We start from the raw sequence: 18,400 nt of genomic DNA on the forward strand, positions 1-18,400 counted from the left end.
GCCCAGAAGAACACGGTGCATATTTAGCTTAGGATTCGGAGTGAATCGGCGTGGATGAGCTGGCTGCCTTGGTAGCGGCCTTCGGTGGGGCCGTTTTCGAGGTTGAGCACGCCGCGTGGGCAGGTCGTGGAGCACATGCCGCAGCCCACGCACGAAGCCCGGATGATGGGCTCGCCGCGCTGGGCGTACTGCTTCACGTCGATGCCCATTTCGCAGACGTTGGAGCAGTTGCCGCAGGAAATGCACTGCGCGCCGTTGGTGGTGATGCGGAAGCGCGAAAAGTGCTTCTGCAGCAGCCCCAGATACGCCGCCATCGGGCACCCGAACCGGCACCACACCCGGGCCCCCATCAGCGGGTAGAACCCCACGCCAATCACGCCCGAAAACACCGAGCCAATGGCGAAGCCGTAGGCTTTGGACAGCGGCTCTGTAACGGCCTGCAGGGCCGGCACCGCGCCCGAGGCCCCCAGCCACAGCAGGGCCGTGAGGGCCACAATCAGTACCAGCACGGTGTAAATGATGCGGACTTCCCAGCGCCAGGCGGTGCGGCTTTTGTCGGAGAGGTGGCGGTAGGGGTCGCCGGCGGTTTCAGCCAGGCCGCCGCAGCCGCACACCCACGAGCAGTACCAGCGCTTGCCGAAGAAATACGTGAGTACGGGGGTGCCCACAAACGACATCACCACGCCCCAGAACACCATGAACACGCCCAGCGCCGGGCCACCATCCTTGAGCAGGTAGCTCACAGTGCCCGGAAACAGGTAATCGTATTTGAGGGGCCAGAAGTAGGAGAAGTAGTACTCGGGCCGCTGAAAGGCCAGCAGCAAGCCCGGCAGCAGAAACGCAAACCCCAGCTGAAAGAACATCACCGAAGCCGTGCGGATACGCTGGTAAGGCGAGTGGCGGTACTTCCAGAGCGCCCGGCCGCCCATCAGCAGCACGGCCAGCGTGTAGAACGTGCCGTACAAAAACCACTGGTCGCTGGGCTTGTGGCGCAGCCATTGGCTGAACGGGTCGAGGGCATGAATGAGCTGATTGAGCGGTCCGAAATTGCCCTGGCCGTCGTCGTTGCTGAACCAGTACAGCACCACGTAGAACCCGGTCAGGACTACGGCCGTGAGCCAGGCTACGGCGCCGCGGCTGCTGCTGGCGCGCAGCCAGAGGTTGTCTTGGAGCACGCCGGCCGGCTGGCGCCCAAACTTGTACCACGCCCAGCCCAGCGTGCCCGCGCTCAGCAGAAGCACGCCGGCCCAGAAGCTGAGACGCGCCCGGCCCGCATCGGCATCGAAGGCCACGGTGAGCAGCGCCAGCAGCCCCAGGCCCACCACCGTGAGCAGGGTTTTCTCAGTAGCCGAGGTGTCGGGTACGGGTGGGCGGGGCAGGGTCAGGTTAGCGTCAAAAGCCATGGCAGACAGCGGAAAACAAGCGGAAAAGAAAAGCTGGCAACAGGCCGCGCCTAGTGGTGGTGATGGTGGTCTTCGCTGGGTTTGCCGAACAGGTTCAGCAACGAGCCCACCACGTACAGCGCCAGCCAGCACACATACAGCCAGTTGTAGCCGGGCAGCGAGTGGTGCGCGAAGAAATGCAGAATCAGGTGCGCGCCACCGCTCATAATCAGGCCCGTAACGGCAATGAACTGGAAGCTGTTGAGGGCGCTGGGTCGGTAGAGTTTGGAGAAATCCACAGGAAAAAGAGTAGCTGAGTTGTTGAGTAACTGAGTAAAGTGAGTAACTAAGTAGTTGTTCTGAGGACATCAATTGCGCGGATAGCAGAATGATTGCTCAGCTACTCAGCCCACTCAGTTACTCCTTGAAAGAAGCTGGTCGTTGAACGTACGCAGCATGGCGGGCTCGTGGCGGCGGAAAAATTCGGGGTCGAAGTTGGCGCGGCGCAGCTGGCGCAGCACTTCCTGCACCGGCGTGCCGGCCCGTAGCCAGCCTTCCCATACGTCGTGGCGCTGCCGGATACCCAGGGCGTTGACGCCCGTTACGGCGTTGCCCTGGTCGGGCCGGTAGTTGATGCGCAGGGCGTGGCGGCCATTGGGGTGCTGCCAGTAGCAGGTCTGCTCGCCGGCTTCGGGCCTGGCCGGCACACGGCCGTAGGTCTGGTATTCGAGCTGGAAGAACTTGGCCGAGTTGAACCACGGCCCGCGCTGATAGGGTGTTGGCTGGCCGCAGATGGTGTAGGCCACCGTTTCGCCCTGCATGCGGCCGGTGTACCAAAGCTGCTCAATGGGCACCTCTCCGGCCGCCGGCTGGCGGTGCTGGGCGCAGTCGCCGGCGGCATAGATATCGGGCAAGCTGGTTTGCAGGTGCGCATCCACCAGAATGCCCCGGTCAGTTTCCAGGCCGGGGCAGGTGCCGGCCAGCGCCAGATTGGGCGCCACGCCGGTAGCTAGCCCCACCCACTGGCAGGGCAGCTCTACACTCTGGGTGGTGCGCACGGCGCGCACCCGTCCGGCCTCGTCGGGCAGGATTTCGGCCAGCTCGGTGCCGTAGTGCACCGCAATGTGGTGTTCGCGCAGCTGCTGCCCAATCAGGGCGGCTTCTTCGGGGGGCATCACCGAGCCCCAGTAGTGCGTGTCGCGTACGAGCATGGTCACGCCAATACCGCGGGAGTGCAGCATCTCGGCCAGCTCAATCCCGATCAGGCCGCCGCCTACCACCACGGCTTGTCGCACGCCGTTCGTGTCGCGGTGCATCTGCTCCAGATCGGGCAGGGAGTAGAGGCCCTGCACGCCCGGCAAGTGCTGGCCGGGCCAGCCCGCCAGCCGGCTCACCGAGCCGGTGGCCAGCAGCAGCTTGTCGTAGGCGAGCGGCTGGCCGTTGCTGAGGTGCAGCGTTTTCTGGTCGGCATCGAGGGCGGTGGCGGTGGCGTGCACCAGTTCCAGCCGGTTTTCCAGCCAGAACCAGTCTTCGTAGGGCTTGATGTCCTGGGTGCGCATGTGGCCCATGTACACGTACATGAGGGCGGTGCGGGAGTAGTGGTACGGCGTCTCATCTGACACGAGCGTGATGCGGGCTTCGGGCGAGAGGCGCCGCACTGCCAGCGCGCAGCTCACGCCCGTAATGCCGTTGCCGATGATAACCAGGTGCATAGCGGAAGGGGAGAGAGGAAAGGAGAATGCCCGGCGGCAAACATCGTCAATGTCGGGCAAAACCGGCCGGAGTTGCCTGGGGCACCCGCCCGGTATACGGGCCGGATCGGGGCGGTGGCTGGCCGGAGCAGCAGGCGGTATGGGCTGCGGCTGGCTGTTGGCCCGGGCGCACCGGCAGATAAACCAGATTGGCTTCGGGGCGGTTTAGAATAGGCAACCTGCCGGGTACCCCTATCTGCACAACTTCGTGGGTTGCGGCGCGTACCTACTGGTTACAATTCCTCACCCACTACACTTCCCCAACATGGCACTAGATAGTCTGTTTGGCAGCGGCGACGATGTCAATAAAAACGACCAGGAAAACAAGGATATTACCGACAACAGCGGCACGGCTCACAACGAGCAGCTGGAAAAGGAAAAGGACTTCAAATCGTTGCTCAGCAACGGCAAGGAAGCCAACGACCCCTCGGCGCAGCGCAACACCGGCGCCAACGGCTACACCCAGCGCAGCGACCAGAAAAACCAGCTCGACAACCTGCACATCGGTGGCAGCGAAACCGAGCCCCAGGGCGGCAACGACCACCAGAATGCCGGTGAGCAGGCCCAGGGACCTGGTTTTGAGGCGGAAGGCAGCTACGATATGGGCAATGCCGTCCGGTCGCGCGAGCAGAAGTTCGGCGACGACGCCCCCAGCGGCCCGGCCAAGCCCGCCCACGACTAGCCGCATAGCCTTGGCTACCTCCACAGAAAAATCCCCGCTTCGGAAGAAGCGGGGATTTTTTGTGCCTAATGCCAGCGGTGAAGATTCTTTTGCCAGAATGGAAAAAAAAGCCTCTGTATGGCCCGGTAGTCGCAATAATTAGGATAGAATGTAACAGTTCCCATATCTTTAGGAACCCGTGGTGAACCCGCCTGCCAGCTGCTTTTTTTGCGAAGCAGGTAGGTTTGTTCGCCACGGTCTGCTCCGGTTTTTTCTCAACACTCCAATCCATCCCTATGCCCACTAAATTTACTGTTCCTGAGCCTGAAACCGACGAAAACGCGCTGCTGAGCGAAGAAGAGGATTATTCTTCCGGCAACGGCCGGCTGGGCCTGATAGTAGGTGCCATTCTCCTGCTGGCTGTCATCGGCTACATGTTACTGCCGGGCTCCAGCGGCCGCCGCGTAGTCACTACCATCATTCCTTCGGTGACGCTGGGTGAAGCCAGCGTGACGGGCGCCAAAGAGGTTGCGCCGGCTGCGGCCGCCGACGTAACCGCCGCCGAAGAAAAAGCCGCGGCAGATGCCGCCAAGCTGGCCGCCACCGACGCCAAGAAGCCCGCAGTAGTGCGCCCGGCCGCCGAGGCTGGACTGGCCGCCCGCACCACCGAGTCGGTGGCGTTTGCTGCAGCACCGGTAGCCGAAGAGGCTCCAGCCGCTGAAGTTGCTCCAGCCGCGCCGGCTGCCCCCACCACCATTACGCTGTCGGGCCGCATTCTGGACGAGGATGGCCGCCCGATGGCCGGCGCGACCGTGCTGCTGAAAGGCTCCCGCAAAGGCACCGGCACCGACGCCAACGGCAACTACACGATGGAAGTGCCGGCCGGCGAAAACGCCCTCGTGTACGGCTACGGTGGCTACCAGGACCAGGAAGTGCGCACCCGCGGCTCCCAGCCCGTCAACGTGACGCTGCTGCCCTCAGAAGGCACCAAGCGCCGCCGCAAATAATTGAGTACTTAGAGTATTGAGTAAGCTGCTATGAGAGTTAAGAGGAGGCTTGGCTGAGTTTCAACACCTACACAACTTTCTCACTACCAAGGATTCAATACTCACTACCGTGATAACGACAAGGCCTCCCCGGATATCCGGGGAGGCCTTGTCGTTGGAAGGAAGCACAGGAAACCAGCCGGCTATTGCCCGCCGAAGCGCTTGCCGAACAGGTAGTACACCGGCACGCCCATCGCCACCAGCCCCAGCCCCAGACCCGCGTCGCGGGCCGTGGTGGGCGACACCAGCAGGATGATGCAGAAGGCCGAGGCCAGCACCACATATAGCAGCGGAATGACGGGGTAGCCCAGCGCCCGGTAGGGGCGCGGCGCATCGGGCCGGGTACGCCGCAAAATGAAAATGCCAATGATGGTGATGACGTAGAACAGAATCACCGAGAACATCACGTAGTTGAGCAGCTGCCCGTAGGAACCCGACAAACACAGTCCACAGGCCCAGATGCACTGCGCCCACAGCGCAACGCCGGGCACGCCGGCCTTGTTGAGGCGGGCCATGCCGGGGAAGAACAGGCCGTCTTTGGCCATGGCGTAGTAGGCGCGGGCTCCGCTCAGAATGATGCTGTTGTTGGCCCCGAACGTGCTGATCATGATGAGCACGGCCATGAAGCCGGCGCCCACTTTGCCCAGGATGCTGCCCGCCACGGCCGTGCCCACCCGCTCATCGGCGGCGTACATGATGCCCCGGCTCATGAGGTCGGAGGCGGCGGCGGCCGGGTCGCCGTGCAGGGGCAGCACCAGCAAGTACACTAGGTTGATGAGCAGGTACAGCGCCGTAACGATGCCGGTGCCGATGGCCATGCTAAGCACAATGGTGCGCTCGGGCCGCACGATTTCGTCGCCGGAGAAGCCGATGTTGTTCCAGGCGTCGGAGCTGAACAGCGAGCCGGTCATGGCCAGCCCGATGGCGCCTACCAGGCTCCAAGTGGTGAGGGGCGTACCCTGGCCGGCGGCGTCGTAGCTCACGGCCTCCCACATATTGTGGAAGTTGAGGCTCACGGCCTGGTCGCTGATGCCCAGGGCCAGCCCGAACAGGATGAGTAGCGCCAGCGCAATGAGCTTGGTGCTGCCGAAGATGTTGGAAATCAGCTTGCCGCCGCGCACCCCGCGCGAGTTCACCCAGGTGAGGCCCACCAGCATGACAATGGCCAGCAGCATTACGGTGGAGAACTTCAGTGGGCCCAGCTCAAACAGTACGTTCTGCTCGCTGAACCACGGCACCAGCACGCCCACAAACCGCGCAAATGCCACCGCCACGGCCGCAATTACGCCGGTCTGAATCACGAGAAACAGCGACCAGCCATAGAGGAAGGCCACCAGCTTGTTGTAGGCTTCACGCAGATACACGTACTGTCCGCCTACCTTCGGGAACATGGCCGCCAGCTCGCCGTAGCTCACGGCGCCGGCCAGTGTGATGAAGCCCGTAATCAGCCACACCACCAGCAGCCAGCCCGCCGAGCCGACCTGCCGCGCAATGCCGGCCGAGACAATAAAAATACCGGAGCCAATCATGCTGCCGGTGACAATCATGATGGCGTCGAACAGCGTAATGGCCCGCTGAAAATGGCCTTGTTTCTCAGACATAAAAAGAGCGAAAACAGGATTTGGGCCGGGAAGATAGAAGGATTCTGAGCACCGAATACAATTCGGGCCGGTGGCTGTGCCGGAAATCCACTGCCCGGAACCATAAGGGCGGCCGGTGCTGTACTAGCCAGCAGGAAGTGCCCGGTCGGGGAATGTGCTTACTTTTGGTGGCCGCTCAGCGGGCCCCGCCTGCAACCCCTGGCGCCTGACCGGCCTCTTACTCCTGATCAGACCTTTTCTTTCCCATATGCTGCCTTCCTTTCTTCGCACCGTTTCCTTTGCCCGATATGCCCTTGCCGGCAGCGTACTGCTCTCGTCGGCGGCCCTGCTCACGGCCTGCAACGACTCCGGTATCGACATCGACGCCCTGAATGCCCAGGCGCTGCTGCGCCAGAAGCAGGTGCGCACCGCTGACTCGCTGGCCATCACCAAGTACATTGCCGACAGCAGCTTCACCACGGCGCGCCGCCAGCCATCGGGCCTGTACATCATCACTAAGCGACCCGGCACCGGCAACCTGCCCACTGCCGGCCAGCAGGCTTCAGTGGTGTATAAAGGAAGCCTGATCAGCAACAACCAGGTATTCGACAAGTCGCGCATCGGGGCCGACGGCCAGCCGGTGCCGTTTGTGTACCGCGTGGGCGGCGGCCAGGTAATTACGGGCTGGGAGCTGGGCATCGCGCAGATGCGCAAAGGCGAAAAGGCCATTCTGCTGATGCCTTCGGAGCTGGCCTACGGCCCAAGCGGGGCCAACGGCGTTATCCCGGCCGACGCGCCCCTGCGCTTCGACGTCGAGCTGACCAACATCCAATAAGTATTGAAGTCTAGCCAAACGGGGCGGCTGCTGGAATTTTCGGTGGCCGCCCCGTTTGGTTTTGGGGGGGCAGGATATATGCGCCGTGGGAACGGGCAAAGGCTTCCTGAGAGCCTTTATAGAGCCCTAAAACTCGCTGCGGTCGTACCAGCTGCGCATGCGCCACGGGTCGCCTTTCTGGCGGCGCACCAGCACCAGCCGCGCCGAGCCGGCCCCGCTGAACTGCTGGTTGTCACGCTGCTCGATGCTGAGCTGGAAGGCCCGCTCCACGTACACGAGCGTGTCGGAAAACAGCGTGTCGGTGGTGGGCAGGTACTGGGTCCACTGCAGGTTGGCGGTGCGCGAGGCCCGGAACAGGCGGTAGGTGGTGGCAATTTCCACGTCGCGGTTCCAGGTGCGGTCCACGTTGGCCGCGAAGTCGCGGTACGTGAACGTGAAGCGCCGGTCGAGCAGCTGGCCGTAGAGCGTGGAGTCGCGCAGCTGGTAGGCGCTGCGGAACCGCTCGAAAAAGCCGCGCACCGTCACGGGGTTGCCCAACAGCTGGTTGGGGTCGGTGGGCTGGTCGTCGAGGCCGGGGGCGAAAGGGTTGCAGCCCGCGGCCCCCACGGCGCAGAGGGTAACTGAGTAGCGGAGTAGCTGAGTGAGTCGGGGCATAGGCGGATACGCGGCAGTGACAGGTAAAATAAATTACTCAGCTACTCAGCTACTCAACTGCTCAGCTACTCTTCAGTTGCGGATGAAATACTTCTTCAGATCGGTCCAGCTCAGGGCGCTGGATGTACGCTGGTCGCGCCAGCTGGCTATCTTCCACTCATTATTACGACGCCGCACCAGCAGTCGGATGTTGCCTTCCAGCATAGTGGAGCGAAACGCCGTGTCCGACTGCACAATTTTCAACTGGTAGAGGGCCGAAACCTCGGCGGAGTCGGCGGTGAAAAACTGGTCGCGGCGGCCGCTGAACGTGAGTTGGTTCTGGGTGGTGACGGCGGAGCGGCGGCGCAGGCCGTTGAGGTAGTCACGCTCCTCGTTCACGCTCCAGTTGGTAAACAGCGTGGTGGCGGTGCCGGCCGCCGTGGGGTCGGGCAGGAAGCGGTACTGCGGCCCCGCAAACGTGCGCTCGTAGTTCACCACGTTCAGGGTCTGCACGGCCGTCGTGAAATTGGCCAGCAAGATATCAATCTGGGTGGGCGGCAGCCAGTCGCTGGCCGCGCCCGCCGGCTCGGGCTCGCGCAGCTGAAAGCAGGACGCCAACAGCACCAGCGGCACCACCGCCACGCCTGCTTTCAGCCGCGCTGCTGCGCTCTGAAACCCGAAAAATCTGCCGCGAAAAGTCATGCGCTGAAGATAAGTAGATTTCGGCGGTGGGCGGCGAACCTGAACCGCTGCCGGCCGCGCAGCCCGGCAAATTCTATCGCACCACAGATGAGCACGTAGCGTGGAAGCAGCCCCGGCATAGCAGCCACCGGCCGGCCTGAGCCGTATGACGGGCAGTAAATCGGTTGGCTACGGTTGAATAGCTATTTTTGCCGTCCGCTCCCGGTGTCCCAATGTCGAAAAAGCTGCTCGTATTCCTTACCGGTCTGTTTCTGCTGGCGGCGCTGGCGTCGTACGTGTACTACCGGCGCACGGTAGCGGCCGTACCCGTCGACCCCTGGGCGCTGGTGCCCGACGACGCCGTGCTGGTGACGGCCACCCGCGACCAGCCCACGCTGGTGCGCCACCTCAAGGAAACGCAGATCTGGGACAACCTCACCACCGTCAGCTACTTCCAGAGCCTCGAAAACACCGTGGCGATGATCGACAGCCTCACCGGCGGCCGCAACGTGGTGCTGCGCTTTCTGGGCCGCAAAAACGTGCTGACGTCGGTGCACGTCACCGGGCCTGGCCGCTTCGATGTGTTGCTGCAGGTGCCGGTGGGTAGCGTGCGCGAGTACCGGCAGGTGCGCAGCCTGGTAGACGCCTTGGCCCGCGACCCGCAGTTTCGGGTGCGCACCCGCGACTATGAGGGCACGCTGCTCACTGAAATCAGCGAGCCCGGCACCGGGCGCGGCCTCACGTTCATTAACCACCGCAACCACTTGGTATTCAGCCCCAGTTCGCTGCTGGTGGAAGCCGTGGTACGCCGCCTGGCCAGCCCTAAGCAACCTACCGTGGCCGCCGATTTTCAGGGCACCGACTTCTTCCGGCTGCGCGACGTGGATGCCACGTTGCTGGTGAACTACCGGCGCCTGCCGCAGCTGCTGGGCGTGTTTTTTCGGTCTGATGTGGTGCTGGGGATTGGGGCTGTAACCAACCTAGCCCGCAACGGCCAGCTGGAAATGAAGCTGGCCGGCAACAAAGTGGTGCTCAATGGCTTCGTAAACCCTGAAACTACGGCCGGCAGCCTGCATGAGCGGCTGCGCGGCCAGCCCGCCCAGCGCCTGCGCATGGCCGAAGTGCTGAGTTTGCGCACGGCTCTGCTGGTGCATCTGGGCCTGGGCCCGGCCGGCATCCTGCGCGGCGCCCGGCCCGCCACCCCGCGCCCCGATACGCTCAACCCAGCCGTGCTGCCGCTGCTCGACAGCCTCACGGCGGGCCTGAGCCAAGAAGTGGCCCTAGCCTATTTGGCCCCGCCCACGGCCCGGGTGAAGCCCGGTCGCTTGGCCCTGATGTGGTGCGCCCGCCCTGCGCAACAGGCGCTGCTGCTGGGCCAGTTGCGCCGGGTGGTGGGCGCCAGCCCGTCGTTTGAGCGGGTGGGGCCTTACCAGATTCACCAGACTGGTGTGCCCGAGCTGCCGGCCCGTTTGGTGGGGCCATTGTTTGCCGGTTTCCGCGCGCCGGTGGTGGCCGTGGTGGGCAGCTACTTGGTGTTCGGCGATGATGCCGCCGCGCTGCGGGCCTGGCTGCAGGATGTGGCCGCCGAAAACGTATGGTCCCGCTCGCCCACGCAGGTAGCGTTCCTGCAGGATACCCAGCCGCTGGCCCGCCTGAGCGTGGTGCTGGATACCCGCAATGCCTGGAACCTGCTGCTGCGCGGCCTGGTGGAGGAGCGCCGGGCCGGACTGCTGCGCAATGAGTCGTTGTTTAAGCGGTTTCCGCAGGTGGCGTTGCAGCTGGTGCCTGCCGCCAACGAGCAGGAGGACGGTGCCCAGTATTTCAGCCAGTTGCTGCTGCGCCATCCGCTGGTGGGTCCGGCCGTGGCGCGGCCGCAGGGCAGTACTGGCACGGGCAGCGTGCTGGCCTTCAAGACGCCGCTGGCCGGGGCTCCGCTGCTGGTGCCAGTGGCCGGGGCCGCCCGGCCCGGGGTGCTGGTGCAGGATGCCAGCCAAGTGCTGCACTACGTAACGCCCGAAAACGTGGTAGCCTGGTCCGACTCGCTGCCGGGGCCGCTGGTGGGGCGGCTGCAGCGCCGTACGGTGGCGGGCCGCGCCGGCTACCTGCTGGCCACGGCCGGCCAGCTGCATTTCCTGGACCAGCAGGGGCGCCCGGCGCCGCAGTTTCCGCTCAACCTGCCCGATTCGGTGCGGGCCACGGGCCTGAGTGTGTCGCCGGAAGGGGCGGGGGCGGCGCCGCGTTTGCTGGTGGCCGGGGGCGGCGGCAACCTGTTTCTGTACGATACCAACGGCAACGCCTACCCCAACTGGCAGCCCAAACGGCTGGACTTCAACCTGGCGGCCCAGCCCCTGTACCTGGTGGTAGGCGGGCGCGATGTGCTGGTGGTGCTGCTGGAAAACGGCTACGTCTACGCCTTCGATCAGCAGGGCGCGGCCTACCCGGGTTTCCCCATCAGCATGGGGGCACGGCTGCAGAGCGAGGCGCTGGTGGAAACGGCCGGCCCTACGCTCAGCCGCACCCGCCTGGCGGTGGTTAACCAGCACGGCGAGCAGGTGACGTTTACGCTGGCCGGCGACATCGTGAGCCGCCGCCGCGTAGCCACCTGGAGCCGCACCTCGGTTTTCCGCCTCATCCCCGACCAGCAGCGCCGCTCCTACGTGGTGGCCCGCGAGGAAGGCGGGCAGCTGGACCTGTTTGAGGCCACCGGGCGGCGCCTGCTGGGCCAGCGTTTTCTTACGTCGGGCACCAAGCCGGTGCAGTTCTTCGATTTCGGTAGTGGCCGCCGCGTGTATGCCATTACGGAGCTTGGCCCCGGCAAGGCCTACCTCTACGACAGCCAGGGCCGGCTGCTGGGCGGGCAGCCCTTCGAGAGCAGTGCCCCGGAAATCGGGCTGGAATATGAGGCGGCCACCAAAATCTACCACCTCTACCGCACGGCCGGGCCGGAGCTGCGCCGCATGGGGCTGGAGTTGAAATAGGCGGAGCGCAGAGTTTTCCGGTGAGAAAGGGGCCGCCGTCGGACCGATAGGCTGGGTAAAACTGAATATATTGCCTGCTCCGCCGCCCGCTTTTTCGCGCTGGCTTCAACATTTCTGCGCTTGAACCCAACCTCTACTACTGCTGCTTCCTGGCCTATCGGGCTGGTGGTGGGTAAATTCCTGCCGTTTCATACCGGCCACCAGTGGCTGCTGGAGCAGGCCGCCGCCCGCGTGCAGGACCTCTACGTGCTGGTCTACTCCAACCCCGATCCGGCCACGATGGATGCCGAAACCCGCGCCGCCTGGATCCGACAGATCTACACGCCGGCCGGGGCCGAGCCGGGCGCGCCGCCGCGCATTGGCTCTACGGTGCTGCACGTGGTGGCCATGCCAGTCGGCCAGCTGCCCGTGCCCCCCAACGAAGCCGACGACCACTCGCACCGCGAATTTGTGCGCCGCTGGCTGCGGCAACAGCCCCTGCGGCCCGACGTGGTGTTTGCCTCCGAAGACTACGGGCCGGGCTTCGCGGCCCATATCGGCGCCGAATACGTGGCCGTCGACCCTCCCCGCACGGTGGTGCCCATCAGCGGCACCCAGATCCGCGCCGACCTGTATGGGCACAATGCCTTCCTGCATCCGGTGGTACAGGCGCATTTTCACTCGCCGCAGTTTATCCGCAAGATTGTGCTGATGGGCGCCGAAAGCACCGGCAAATCCACGCTCAGCAAGGCGCTGGCCGCGGCGTATGGCACCGTGTGGGTGCACGAGTACGGCCGCACGCTGCACGAGGAAAAGAACGGCGCCACCGACTTCGACGACCTGCTTTACATTGCGCACCGCCACCGCGAGCTGGAAGACGAGGCCGTGCCACACGCCCGCCATTTCCTGTTCGTGGATACCAATGCCGCCACCACGGCGCAGTTTTCCTACTTCTACTACGCCCGCTGCGCGCCCGAGCTGATGGCCCTGGCCGCCGAGTGCCGGCAGCGCTACTTCCACACCTTCCTCTGCGCCCCCGACATTCCGTACGAAGACGACGGCTGGCGCGACCCGGAAGCCCTGCGCGACTTCCACCACGGTATGGTAGCTATGCAGTTGGATATGCTGCAAATCCCTTACACGCTACTCACCGGCTCTGTAGAGGAACGCCTGCAGCAGGTATATGCCGTGCTCGGCGAGCCGCAAAACGTGCTGGCCTCCGCCCTCACCACCGACCCGCGCAAGTGGGGCTAGGTGGTGGGTTTGTGGGGTAGTGGGTTGGTGGATTTATCGTCATCCTAAGCAAAGCGAAGGACCTTATCACGCGTGAACGATTAATGCCGTAACGGCTCGTGTACGTGTGATGAGGTCCTTCGCAAGCTCAGGATGACATCACTCCACCAACCCGCCAACCCCAAAAATCACTTGTTCGTCAGCCAGCCTTTGCGGTAGAAATACACCAACTGGAACGCCACAATAGTAACCAGTACCCCAATCAATATTGGGTAGCCCCAGGGGCTGTACAGCTCGGGCATGTTGAGGCGGTTAACGCCGCCGTTGGGGTTTTCGCGCTGGAAATTCATGCCGTAGAGCCCCACCACGAAGCTCAGCGGGATGAAGATGGAACTGATGATGGTCAGCACCTTCATCACCTCATTCATGCGGTTGCTCTGGTTGCTCATGAACAGCTCCACCAGGCTGGTCACCGATTCGCGGTAGCTCTCGGCCAGGTCCAGGGCCTGGATAGCGTGGTCGTAGCAGTCGCGGAAATAGACCTTCATTTCCTCGGGCACTATCTCGTCGGGCATGCGCAGGATTTCGGCTACTTTCTCGCGCTCCGGGTACACGAAGCGCCGGAACCGGATGATGTCCTTCTTCATGCGCAGGATGCGGCCCAGCACGCGCCGGTCGGGGCGGTCCTGCAGAATCCGGTCTTCCAGCTTCTCAATATAGTCGCCGATGGCGGCCATGGTGGGGTAGTACTGGTCGAGCACCACGTCGGTGAGGGCGTAGGCCAGGTACAGCGGCGGCTTGCGCTTGATCTGGCTGAAGCCCGACCGGATGCGCTGCCGCACGGTGTCGAGGCAGTCCACGTAGTCGTCCTGAAACGTGAGCACGTAGTTGGGGCCGGTGAAGATGGAGAGCTGGTCGTCGTCGATTTCCAGCAGCTGCGTGAACTCCGTCATGCGCGACACCAGAAACAGGCGGTTGTCGCCGAATACGTCCACTTTGGCCCGCTGGTAGTCGCCCAGCACGTCTTCCATCTGCAGCGGGTGCAGCTCGAAGTCAGCCATCAGCTGCTGCATCAGCTCCAGGTTGTTGTAGCCGCGCACATCAATCCAGTGGCGCAGTTCGGGGTGGCCCTGGAAGTAGGCCAGCAGCTCCTGGTAGTCGTCGTATTCGCGCTCTACGCAGGAATTTTCGTCGTAGGAAATCAAAAACAGCCGGGGCGTGAGTGAGCCTTCGCGGATGGTGAGCGTGCCGGGCCGCTGGCCGACGTCGGCCTCGCGGGCCAGGCGCGTATCGGCGCGGTCGGCCACGGAATGCCGGCGCTCGGGCGTGGGCTCGGTGGAGGCATCGGGGGGCGGCAGCAGCGGGGCGGCGGCTGTGGGAGAAGCGGGTTCCATAGGAGGGAGGCGGATTGAGGCCAATGTACGGCGGAAGGCGGGGAGAAAGTTGGCCGGCGTACTTTTGGGCCCCATGTCAGTTGCCCGCCCATCCGCCGCCACGCCGCCTCCCGCGCCCGCCGCGCCGCCTGCTGCCCGGCAGTTTGTGCGAGGCTCGGTGGGCTCGGGCGTGGCCGTGGTGGCGCGTGCGGCGGGGGCGCTGCTGCTCAACAAGCTGCTGGCCGTGTATGGCGGGCCCGGCGGCCTCACGCTGCTGGCGCACTTCCAGAACCTGATGGCCCTGTTCACGACGCTGCCCAACGACGGCACGCACGTGGGCTTGGTGAAATACCTGGCGCCGCTGCCGGCCCGCGCCGGCCGCTACCGGGCGTGGCTGGGGGCGGCGCTGCTGCTGAACGGGGCCGCGCTGCTGTTGGGGCTGCTGGCGCTGCTGTTATCTCCGGGGCCGCTGGTGGGAGTGTTTCAGCCCTCGGTGGGCTGGGTGGTGCTGTTTGGGCTGGGCATTGCGCTGCTCACGGCCTATGCGCTGCTGGGCGCCGTGCTGCTGGCCGCCGGGCAGCTGCGCGCCTACGTTGGCCTGACGGTGGCGCTGAGCTTGCTGGGGCCGGCGGCCGTGGCGGCGGTGCTGGCTGGCGGCGGTGCGGCTACCACGGCGCTGCTGGCGTATCTGCTGGCACAGGGAGCCACCTTGCTTCCCGCCTTGTGGCTGACGCACCGGGCCGGACTGCTGCCAGCGTTGTGGCCGGGCCGCCTGAGCAAAGCCGCGCTGCGGGGCCTGGGCCGCTTCCTTCTGATGGCCGTGGGTCTGCTGCTGTTCGGGAAAGCCGTGGACTTTGCGGTGCGGGAGCTGCTGATCCGGCAGTTCAGCCTCGCCGAAACCGACCTCTGGCAGGCCGTGGCCAAGCTCTCCGACAACTATACTATGGTGATGACGGCCGTGATGAGCAGCGTGTATTACCCGCGGCTGGCGGCGCTGGCGCCTCAGCCAACCGCGCAGCGGGCCTGGGTGCGCACGGTGCTACGGATGCTGGTGCCGCTGCTGGCCGCCGGCCTGGGCCTCCTCTATGTGTTGCGCCACTGGCTGCTGCCGGTGCTGTTCGAGGCCCGCTTCGGGGCGGCGGCCGGACTGCTGGGCCCCCAGCTGCTCGGCGACTGGCTGCGGTTTGTGGCGTGGCCCCTGGTGATGGTGCTCACAGCGCAGGCCCGCGTGGGACGTTACGTGGCGCTGCAGGCCGCCTCGGCGGTGCTTTACGCGGCGGCGCTGGCGCTGCTGCTGCCGCGGCTGGGCTTGCTTGGGGCCGTGTGGGCCTCGGCACTGCGCCACGGCCTGCTACTGTTCTGGTGCGGCTGGTATTTCCGGCGGTTTTGGGTGAGGGAGGAGGTTAGATAGGAACGTCATTCCGAGTGGAGCGAGGAATGACGTTCTTACTTTGTCATCCCATCACCTGTCACCTCATCACCAAAAAATAATGACGCCTCTGGTTACCATCGTAGCGCTTTGCTACAACCACGCCCGCTTCCTGCGGCCCGCGCTGGATTCCATTCTGGCCCAGACGTACCCGCTGCTGGAGGTGTTTCTGGTGGACGATGGCAGCACCGACGACAGCGTAGCGATACTGCACGAGTACGCCGCCGCGCATCCGGAGTGGAAAACCGTGTTTCTGCCCGAAAACATCGGCAACTGCGCGGCCTTCAACCGGGCTTTCTTCCAGAGCCAGGGAGAATTTCTTATCGACTTTGCTACCGATGACATCCTGCTGCCCGAGCGGGTCGCGCGGCAGGTGGCGCGGTTTCAGGAGCTGGATGTCAGCTACGGCATGCTCTACGGCAACGTGGCGCTGCACACCGAGGCCGGGGAGTTTCAGCGGCTGTTTCACGCTCCCGGCCCTACGGGTGCGCTGCAGCCGGCTCCCGCATCGGGCTGGGTGTTTGAGGACGTGCTACGCCGGTTTTTCATCAGCGCGCCGTCCATGATGATGCGGCGCGCCACGCTGGAGCAGCTCAACGGCTACGACGAAACGCTGGCCTACGAGGACTTCGATTTCTGGGTGCGCGCCTCTCGCAGCTGGCAGTTCAGCTACCAGGATGAAATCCTGACCGAAAAGCGCCTGCATCCCCGTTCCATGTCGGCACAGGGCTACCGCCCCGGCGACCCGCTGGTGGCCTCCACCATCCGCATCTGCCACAAAGCCGCCGCCCTCTGCCGCACCGCGCCCGAGCGCCAGGCGCTGGCCGAGCGGGTGCGCTGGGAGCTGCGCCAGGCCGCCCGCTGGGGCAACCTCCCCGAGGCCCGCGACCTGTACGCCCTGCTGCGCGAGCTGGGCGGCGCCGGGCTGATTGAGCACGGAATCGGGGTGTATCTGAAGGTGAGGGGGTGATGAGGTGATGAGGGGTCAACGTTAAGAACGTCATTCCGAGCGGAGCGAGGAATCTCGCGTGCTGACGTTGGATTACCATTGCAACGTCAGCACGCGAGATTCCTCGCTCCGCTCGGAATGACGTTCTTTATTTACCTGTCACCTGTCACCTGTCACCTGTCACCTGTCACCCAAAACCACCTCATACAACTCCACGGGGCCATCCTGCGCCAATAGGCGGCGGCGCGGGAACCAAGTGAGCATCGAGTCGGCGGAGTAGCGGATGAGTGTGCGGGTGAGTTCGTCGTTTTGCAGGGTGGCGCGGTTGAGCAACAGCCACGACTTGTCGCCGGGGCGGCGGGCCACGGAGTCGCGCCGGGCGAACCGCTCGTAGCGCAGGCTGGGGGTGGGGCGGAAGCCGTAGTAGAAATCGGCGTGGCGCAGCAGCATATCATCGGTGAACACCACCCCGCGCTGGCTGGCCGGTAGGTGCGTTTTCAGGAGCCGCGCCTGCGCAAAATGGGCCGATACACTGGGCTTGCGCATGTAGTACACCGGCCGAATCAGCAGCAGCAGCGCCAGCGCACCCAGCAGCAGCGCCCCGAAGCCCGAGGTGCCCGGCGTCAGCCAGCCGGGCAGCCTGCGTACGTAGCGCAGGCCGGCTACAGCCAGCAGCAGCAGGCCCAGCCCACCATACAGCACCGATACACCGTTGTGCAGCCAGCCCGCAAAGCCCAGCAGCACCAGCCCGATCAGCCAGCTTCCGCGCCCGGTTTGCCACAGGTTGCGCAGCCCAAACCCGGCCGCCAGCGCAAGCGGCGGCAGCAGCGGCGTCACCATGCGGGCCTGCAATGAAATCGGGTTGTACTCGTGCAGGGAGGTGCTGCCCCACCAGTAGAAGGCCAGTGTGCTGGCCGCCAGCACCACCCAGAATCCGGCCTCATCGTCAGACGTGGCCGCATCTGCCGGGCCACCTGGGCGGCGGCGGCCGAAGCCGGCAGCTACGGCCAGTACCAGCATCACGCCCATGCCCAGGGCCACAAAAAACGCCAGTGGCTCCCACGTTACGCGGCCCAGCAGGGCGTCGGCGTGGCCTTGCACGTAGTTGCCGTCGCGCATGTAGGCGTTGGTTTGCTCGATGATGTGGTAGCGGTAGAGCACGTCGCCGGTGAGCAGCTGATAGTAGAGCAGGTAGGCCGCCAGCAGGCCCGCGCCGGTCAGCAGCGCCGTGCGCCAGAACCGGCCGTGCTGCTTCCGCCAGGTATCCAGCGCCAACAGGCCCAGGTAGAAGGGCAGGTAAAACACGATGGTTTCCTTGCTGAGCAGGGCCGCGAAGCTCAGCGCCGCGAAGCCCGCGCCCCAGGCAGCCGGCCGGCGCTGCCCGACCCTTCGTCCCGCCAGCAGCGCCGCCGCCCCGGCCAGGCACCAGAACATCAGCACGTTGTCGGGGTAGAGGTAGGTACTCAGGTTGAGCGTGAAGTAGTGCAGCCCCAGCAGCAGCAGGGCGCCGGCCGCCACCAGCGGCTCACGCCGCCGATACAGCTGCCAGATAATGCCGGCGCAGCCCAGCGTACACAGCAACGGCCAAAGCGTGGTGCTGATGATGTTCACCCCTAACAACCGGTAGAGCGCCGCCACCGGCCCGAAAATCAGCAGGCGTTCCTGCAGCGGGTCGTGGAGCAGGTGCTGCGGGTCGGGAAGGGGGCAGTAGGTGCCGCTGGCCAGGGCCTGCGCGTAGCGGGCGTAGAGGTAGTCGTCGAGGTCGTAGAGGCCCTCGTGGGCCAGTCCGAAAAAGGCCACGGTCACGACCAGCACCAGCACCAGAGCCAGCGTGGGAAAGCGGAAAAGCAAGCGGTGATTCACGCCGGCAAAGATGGTGATTAAGTGATG

Annotated in this window: 15 protein-coding genes; 7 read left to right on the forward strand and 8 right to left on the reverse strand. The window is 64.7% G+C overall.

Features of this window, described 5'->3' with window-relative positions; all coding sequences use genetic code 11:
- Positions 1–23: 23 nt before the first annotated feature.
- From O3303_RS04095 to O3303_RS04105, 3 genes are all read right to left on the reverse strand, one after another.
- Positions 24–1,403 (reverse strand): 4Fe-4S binding protein, encoded by a 1,380-nt coding sequence (locus O3303_RS04095; protein ID WP_269560793.1) that lies wholly within the window; start codon positions 1,401–1,403, stop codon positions 24–26.
- A 50-nt stretch (positions 1,404–1,453) separates the two neighbouring features.
- Positions 1,454–1,681: a hypothetical protein gene (locus O3303_RS04100; RefSeq protein ID WP_269560794.1), complete on the reverse strand. Its 228-nt coding sequence runs from the start codon at positions 1,679–1,681 to the stop codon at positions 1,454–1,456.
- Between the two features lie 114 nt (positions 1,682–1,795).
- The gene (locus tag O3303_RS04105) at positions 1,796–3,094 is read right to left on the reverse strand and encodes an NAD(P)/FAD-dependent oxidoreductase (RefSeq protein ID WP_269560795.1); all 1,299 of its coding nucleotides are present in this window, start codon (positions 3,092–3,094) and stop codon (positions 1,796–1,798) included.
- Positions 3,095–3,398: 304 nt separating this feature from the next.
- Between O3303_RS04105 and O3303_RS04110 the strand changes: the two genes are divergently transcribed.
- Together O3303_RS04110 and O3303_RS04115 are read left to right on the forward strand one after the other, a co-directional pair.
- Positions 3,399–3,815, forward strand: a complete 417-nt coding sequence (locus O3303_RS04110) for a hypothetical protein (RefSeq protein WP_269560796.1) — start codon at positions 3,399–3,401, stop codon at positions 3,813–3,815.
- 275 nt (positions 3,816–4,090) lie between these two features.
- Complete coding sequence (locus O3303_RS04115) at positions 4,091–4,801, forward strand: carboxypeptidase-like regulatory domain-containing protein (RefSeq protein WP_269560797.1); 711 nt, start codon at positions 4,091–4,093, stop codon at positions 4,799–4,801.
- Between the two features lie 182 nt (positions 4,802–4,983).
- On the opposite strand, the gene O3303_RS04120 is transcribed toward O3303_RS04115, so the two are convergent.
- The gene (locus O3303_RS04120; protein ID WP_269560798.1) at positions 4,984–6,441 is read right to left on the reverse strand and encodes an APC family permease; all 1,458 of its coding nucleotides are present in this window, start codon (positions 6,439–6,441) and stop codon (positions 4,984–4,986) included.
- A 247-nt stretch (positions 6,442–6,688) separates the two neighbouring features.
- Here O3303_RS04120 and O3303_RS04125 point away from each other — a divergent pair, with 247 nt between their 5' ends.
- The gene (locus O3303_RS04125; RefSeq protein WP_269560799.1) at positions 6,689–7,255 is read left to right on the forward strand and encodes an FKBP-type peptidyl-prolyl cis-trans isomerase; all 567 of its coding nucleotides are present in this window, start codon (positions 6,689–6,691) and stop codon (positions 7,253–7,255) included.
- Between the two features lie 126 nt (positions 7,256–7,381).
- Here O3303_RS04125 and O3303_RS04130 read toward each other — a convergent pair whose 3' ends face one another.
- Positions 7,382–7,909 carry a hypothetical protein gene (locus tag O3303_RS04130; protein ID WP_269560800.1) on the reverse strand — a complete coding sequence of 176 codons (528 nt, stop codon included), beginning with the start codon at positions 7,907–7,909 and terminating at the stop codon, positions 7,382–7,384.
- Between the two features lie 72 nt (positions 7,910–7,981).
- The gene (locus tag O3303_RS04135) at positions 7,982–8,590 is read right to left on the reverse strand and encodes a hypothetical protein (RefSeq protein WP_269560801.1); all 609 of its coding nucleotides are present in this window, start codon (positions 8,588–8,590) and stop codon (positions 7,982–7,984) included.
- A gap of 212 nt (positions 8,591–8,802) precedes the next feature.
- Here O3303_RS04135 and O3303_RS04140 point away from each other — a divergent pair, with 212 nt between their 5' ends.
- Entirely contained in the window at positions 8,803–11,547 is a 2,745-nt protein-coding gene (locus tag O3303_RS04140) for a hypothetical protein (protein ID WP_269560802.1), read from the forward strand.
- 120 nt (positions 11,548–11,667) lie between these two features.
- The gene (locus O3303_RS04145; RefSeq protein WP_269560803.1) at positions 11,668–12,780 is read left to right on the forward strand and encodes an AAA family ATPase; all 1,113 of its coding nucleotides are present in this window, start codon (positions 11,668–11,670) and stop codon (positions 12,778–12,780) included.
- Positions 12,781–12,947: 167 nt separating this feature from the next.
- Here the strand turns inward: O3303_RS04145 and corA are convergent, their stop codons facing one another.
- Entirely contained in the window at positions 12,948–14,153 is a 1,206-nt protein-coding gene (corA, locus tag O3303_RS04150; RefSeq protein ID WP_269560804.1) for a magnesium/cobalt transporter CorA, read from the reverse strand.
- A 73-nt stretch (positions 14,154–14,226) separates the two neighbouring features.
- On the opposite strand from corA, the gene O3303_RS04155 reads away from it, so the two are divergent.
- Together O3303_RS04155 and O3303_RS04160 are read left to right on the forward strand one after the other, a co-directional pair.
- On the forward strand, positions 14,227–15,543 hold the full coding sequence (locus O3303_RS04155; RefSeq protein ID WP_269560805.1) for an MATE family efflux transporter: 1,317 nt from the start codon (positions 14,227–14,229) through the stop codon (positions 15,541–15,543).
- Between the two features lie 79 nt (positions 15,544–15,622).
- A complete protein-coding gene (locus O3303_RS04160; RefSeq protein ID WP_269560806.1) occupies positions 15,623–16,531 on the forward strand; it encodes a glycosyltransferase family 2 protein in 909 nt (302 codons plus the stop codon).
- A gap of 159 nt (positions 16,532–16,690) precedes the next feature.
- On the opposite strand, the gene O3303_RS04165 is transcribed toward O3303_RS04160, so the two are convergent.
- Positions 16,691–18,373 carry a hypothetical protein gene (locus O3303_RS04165; RefSeq protein WP_269560807.1) on the reverse strand — a complete coding sequence of 561 codons (1,683 nt, stop codon included), beginning with the start codon at positions 18,371–18,373 and terminating at the stop codon, positions 16,691–16,693.
- Positions 18,374–18,400: the final 27 nt, after the last annotated feature.

Origin of the sequence: Hymenobacter canadensis (assembly GCF_027359925.1) — a bacterium.
In the GTDB taxonomy this organism is placed as follows: domain Bacteria; phylum Bacteroidota; class Bacteroidia; order Cytophagales; family Hymenobacteraceae; genus Hymenobacter; species Hymenobacter canadensis.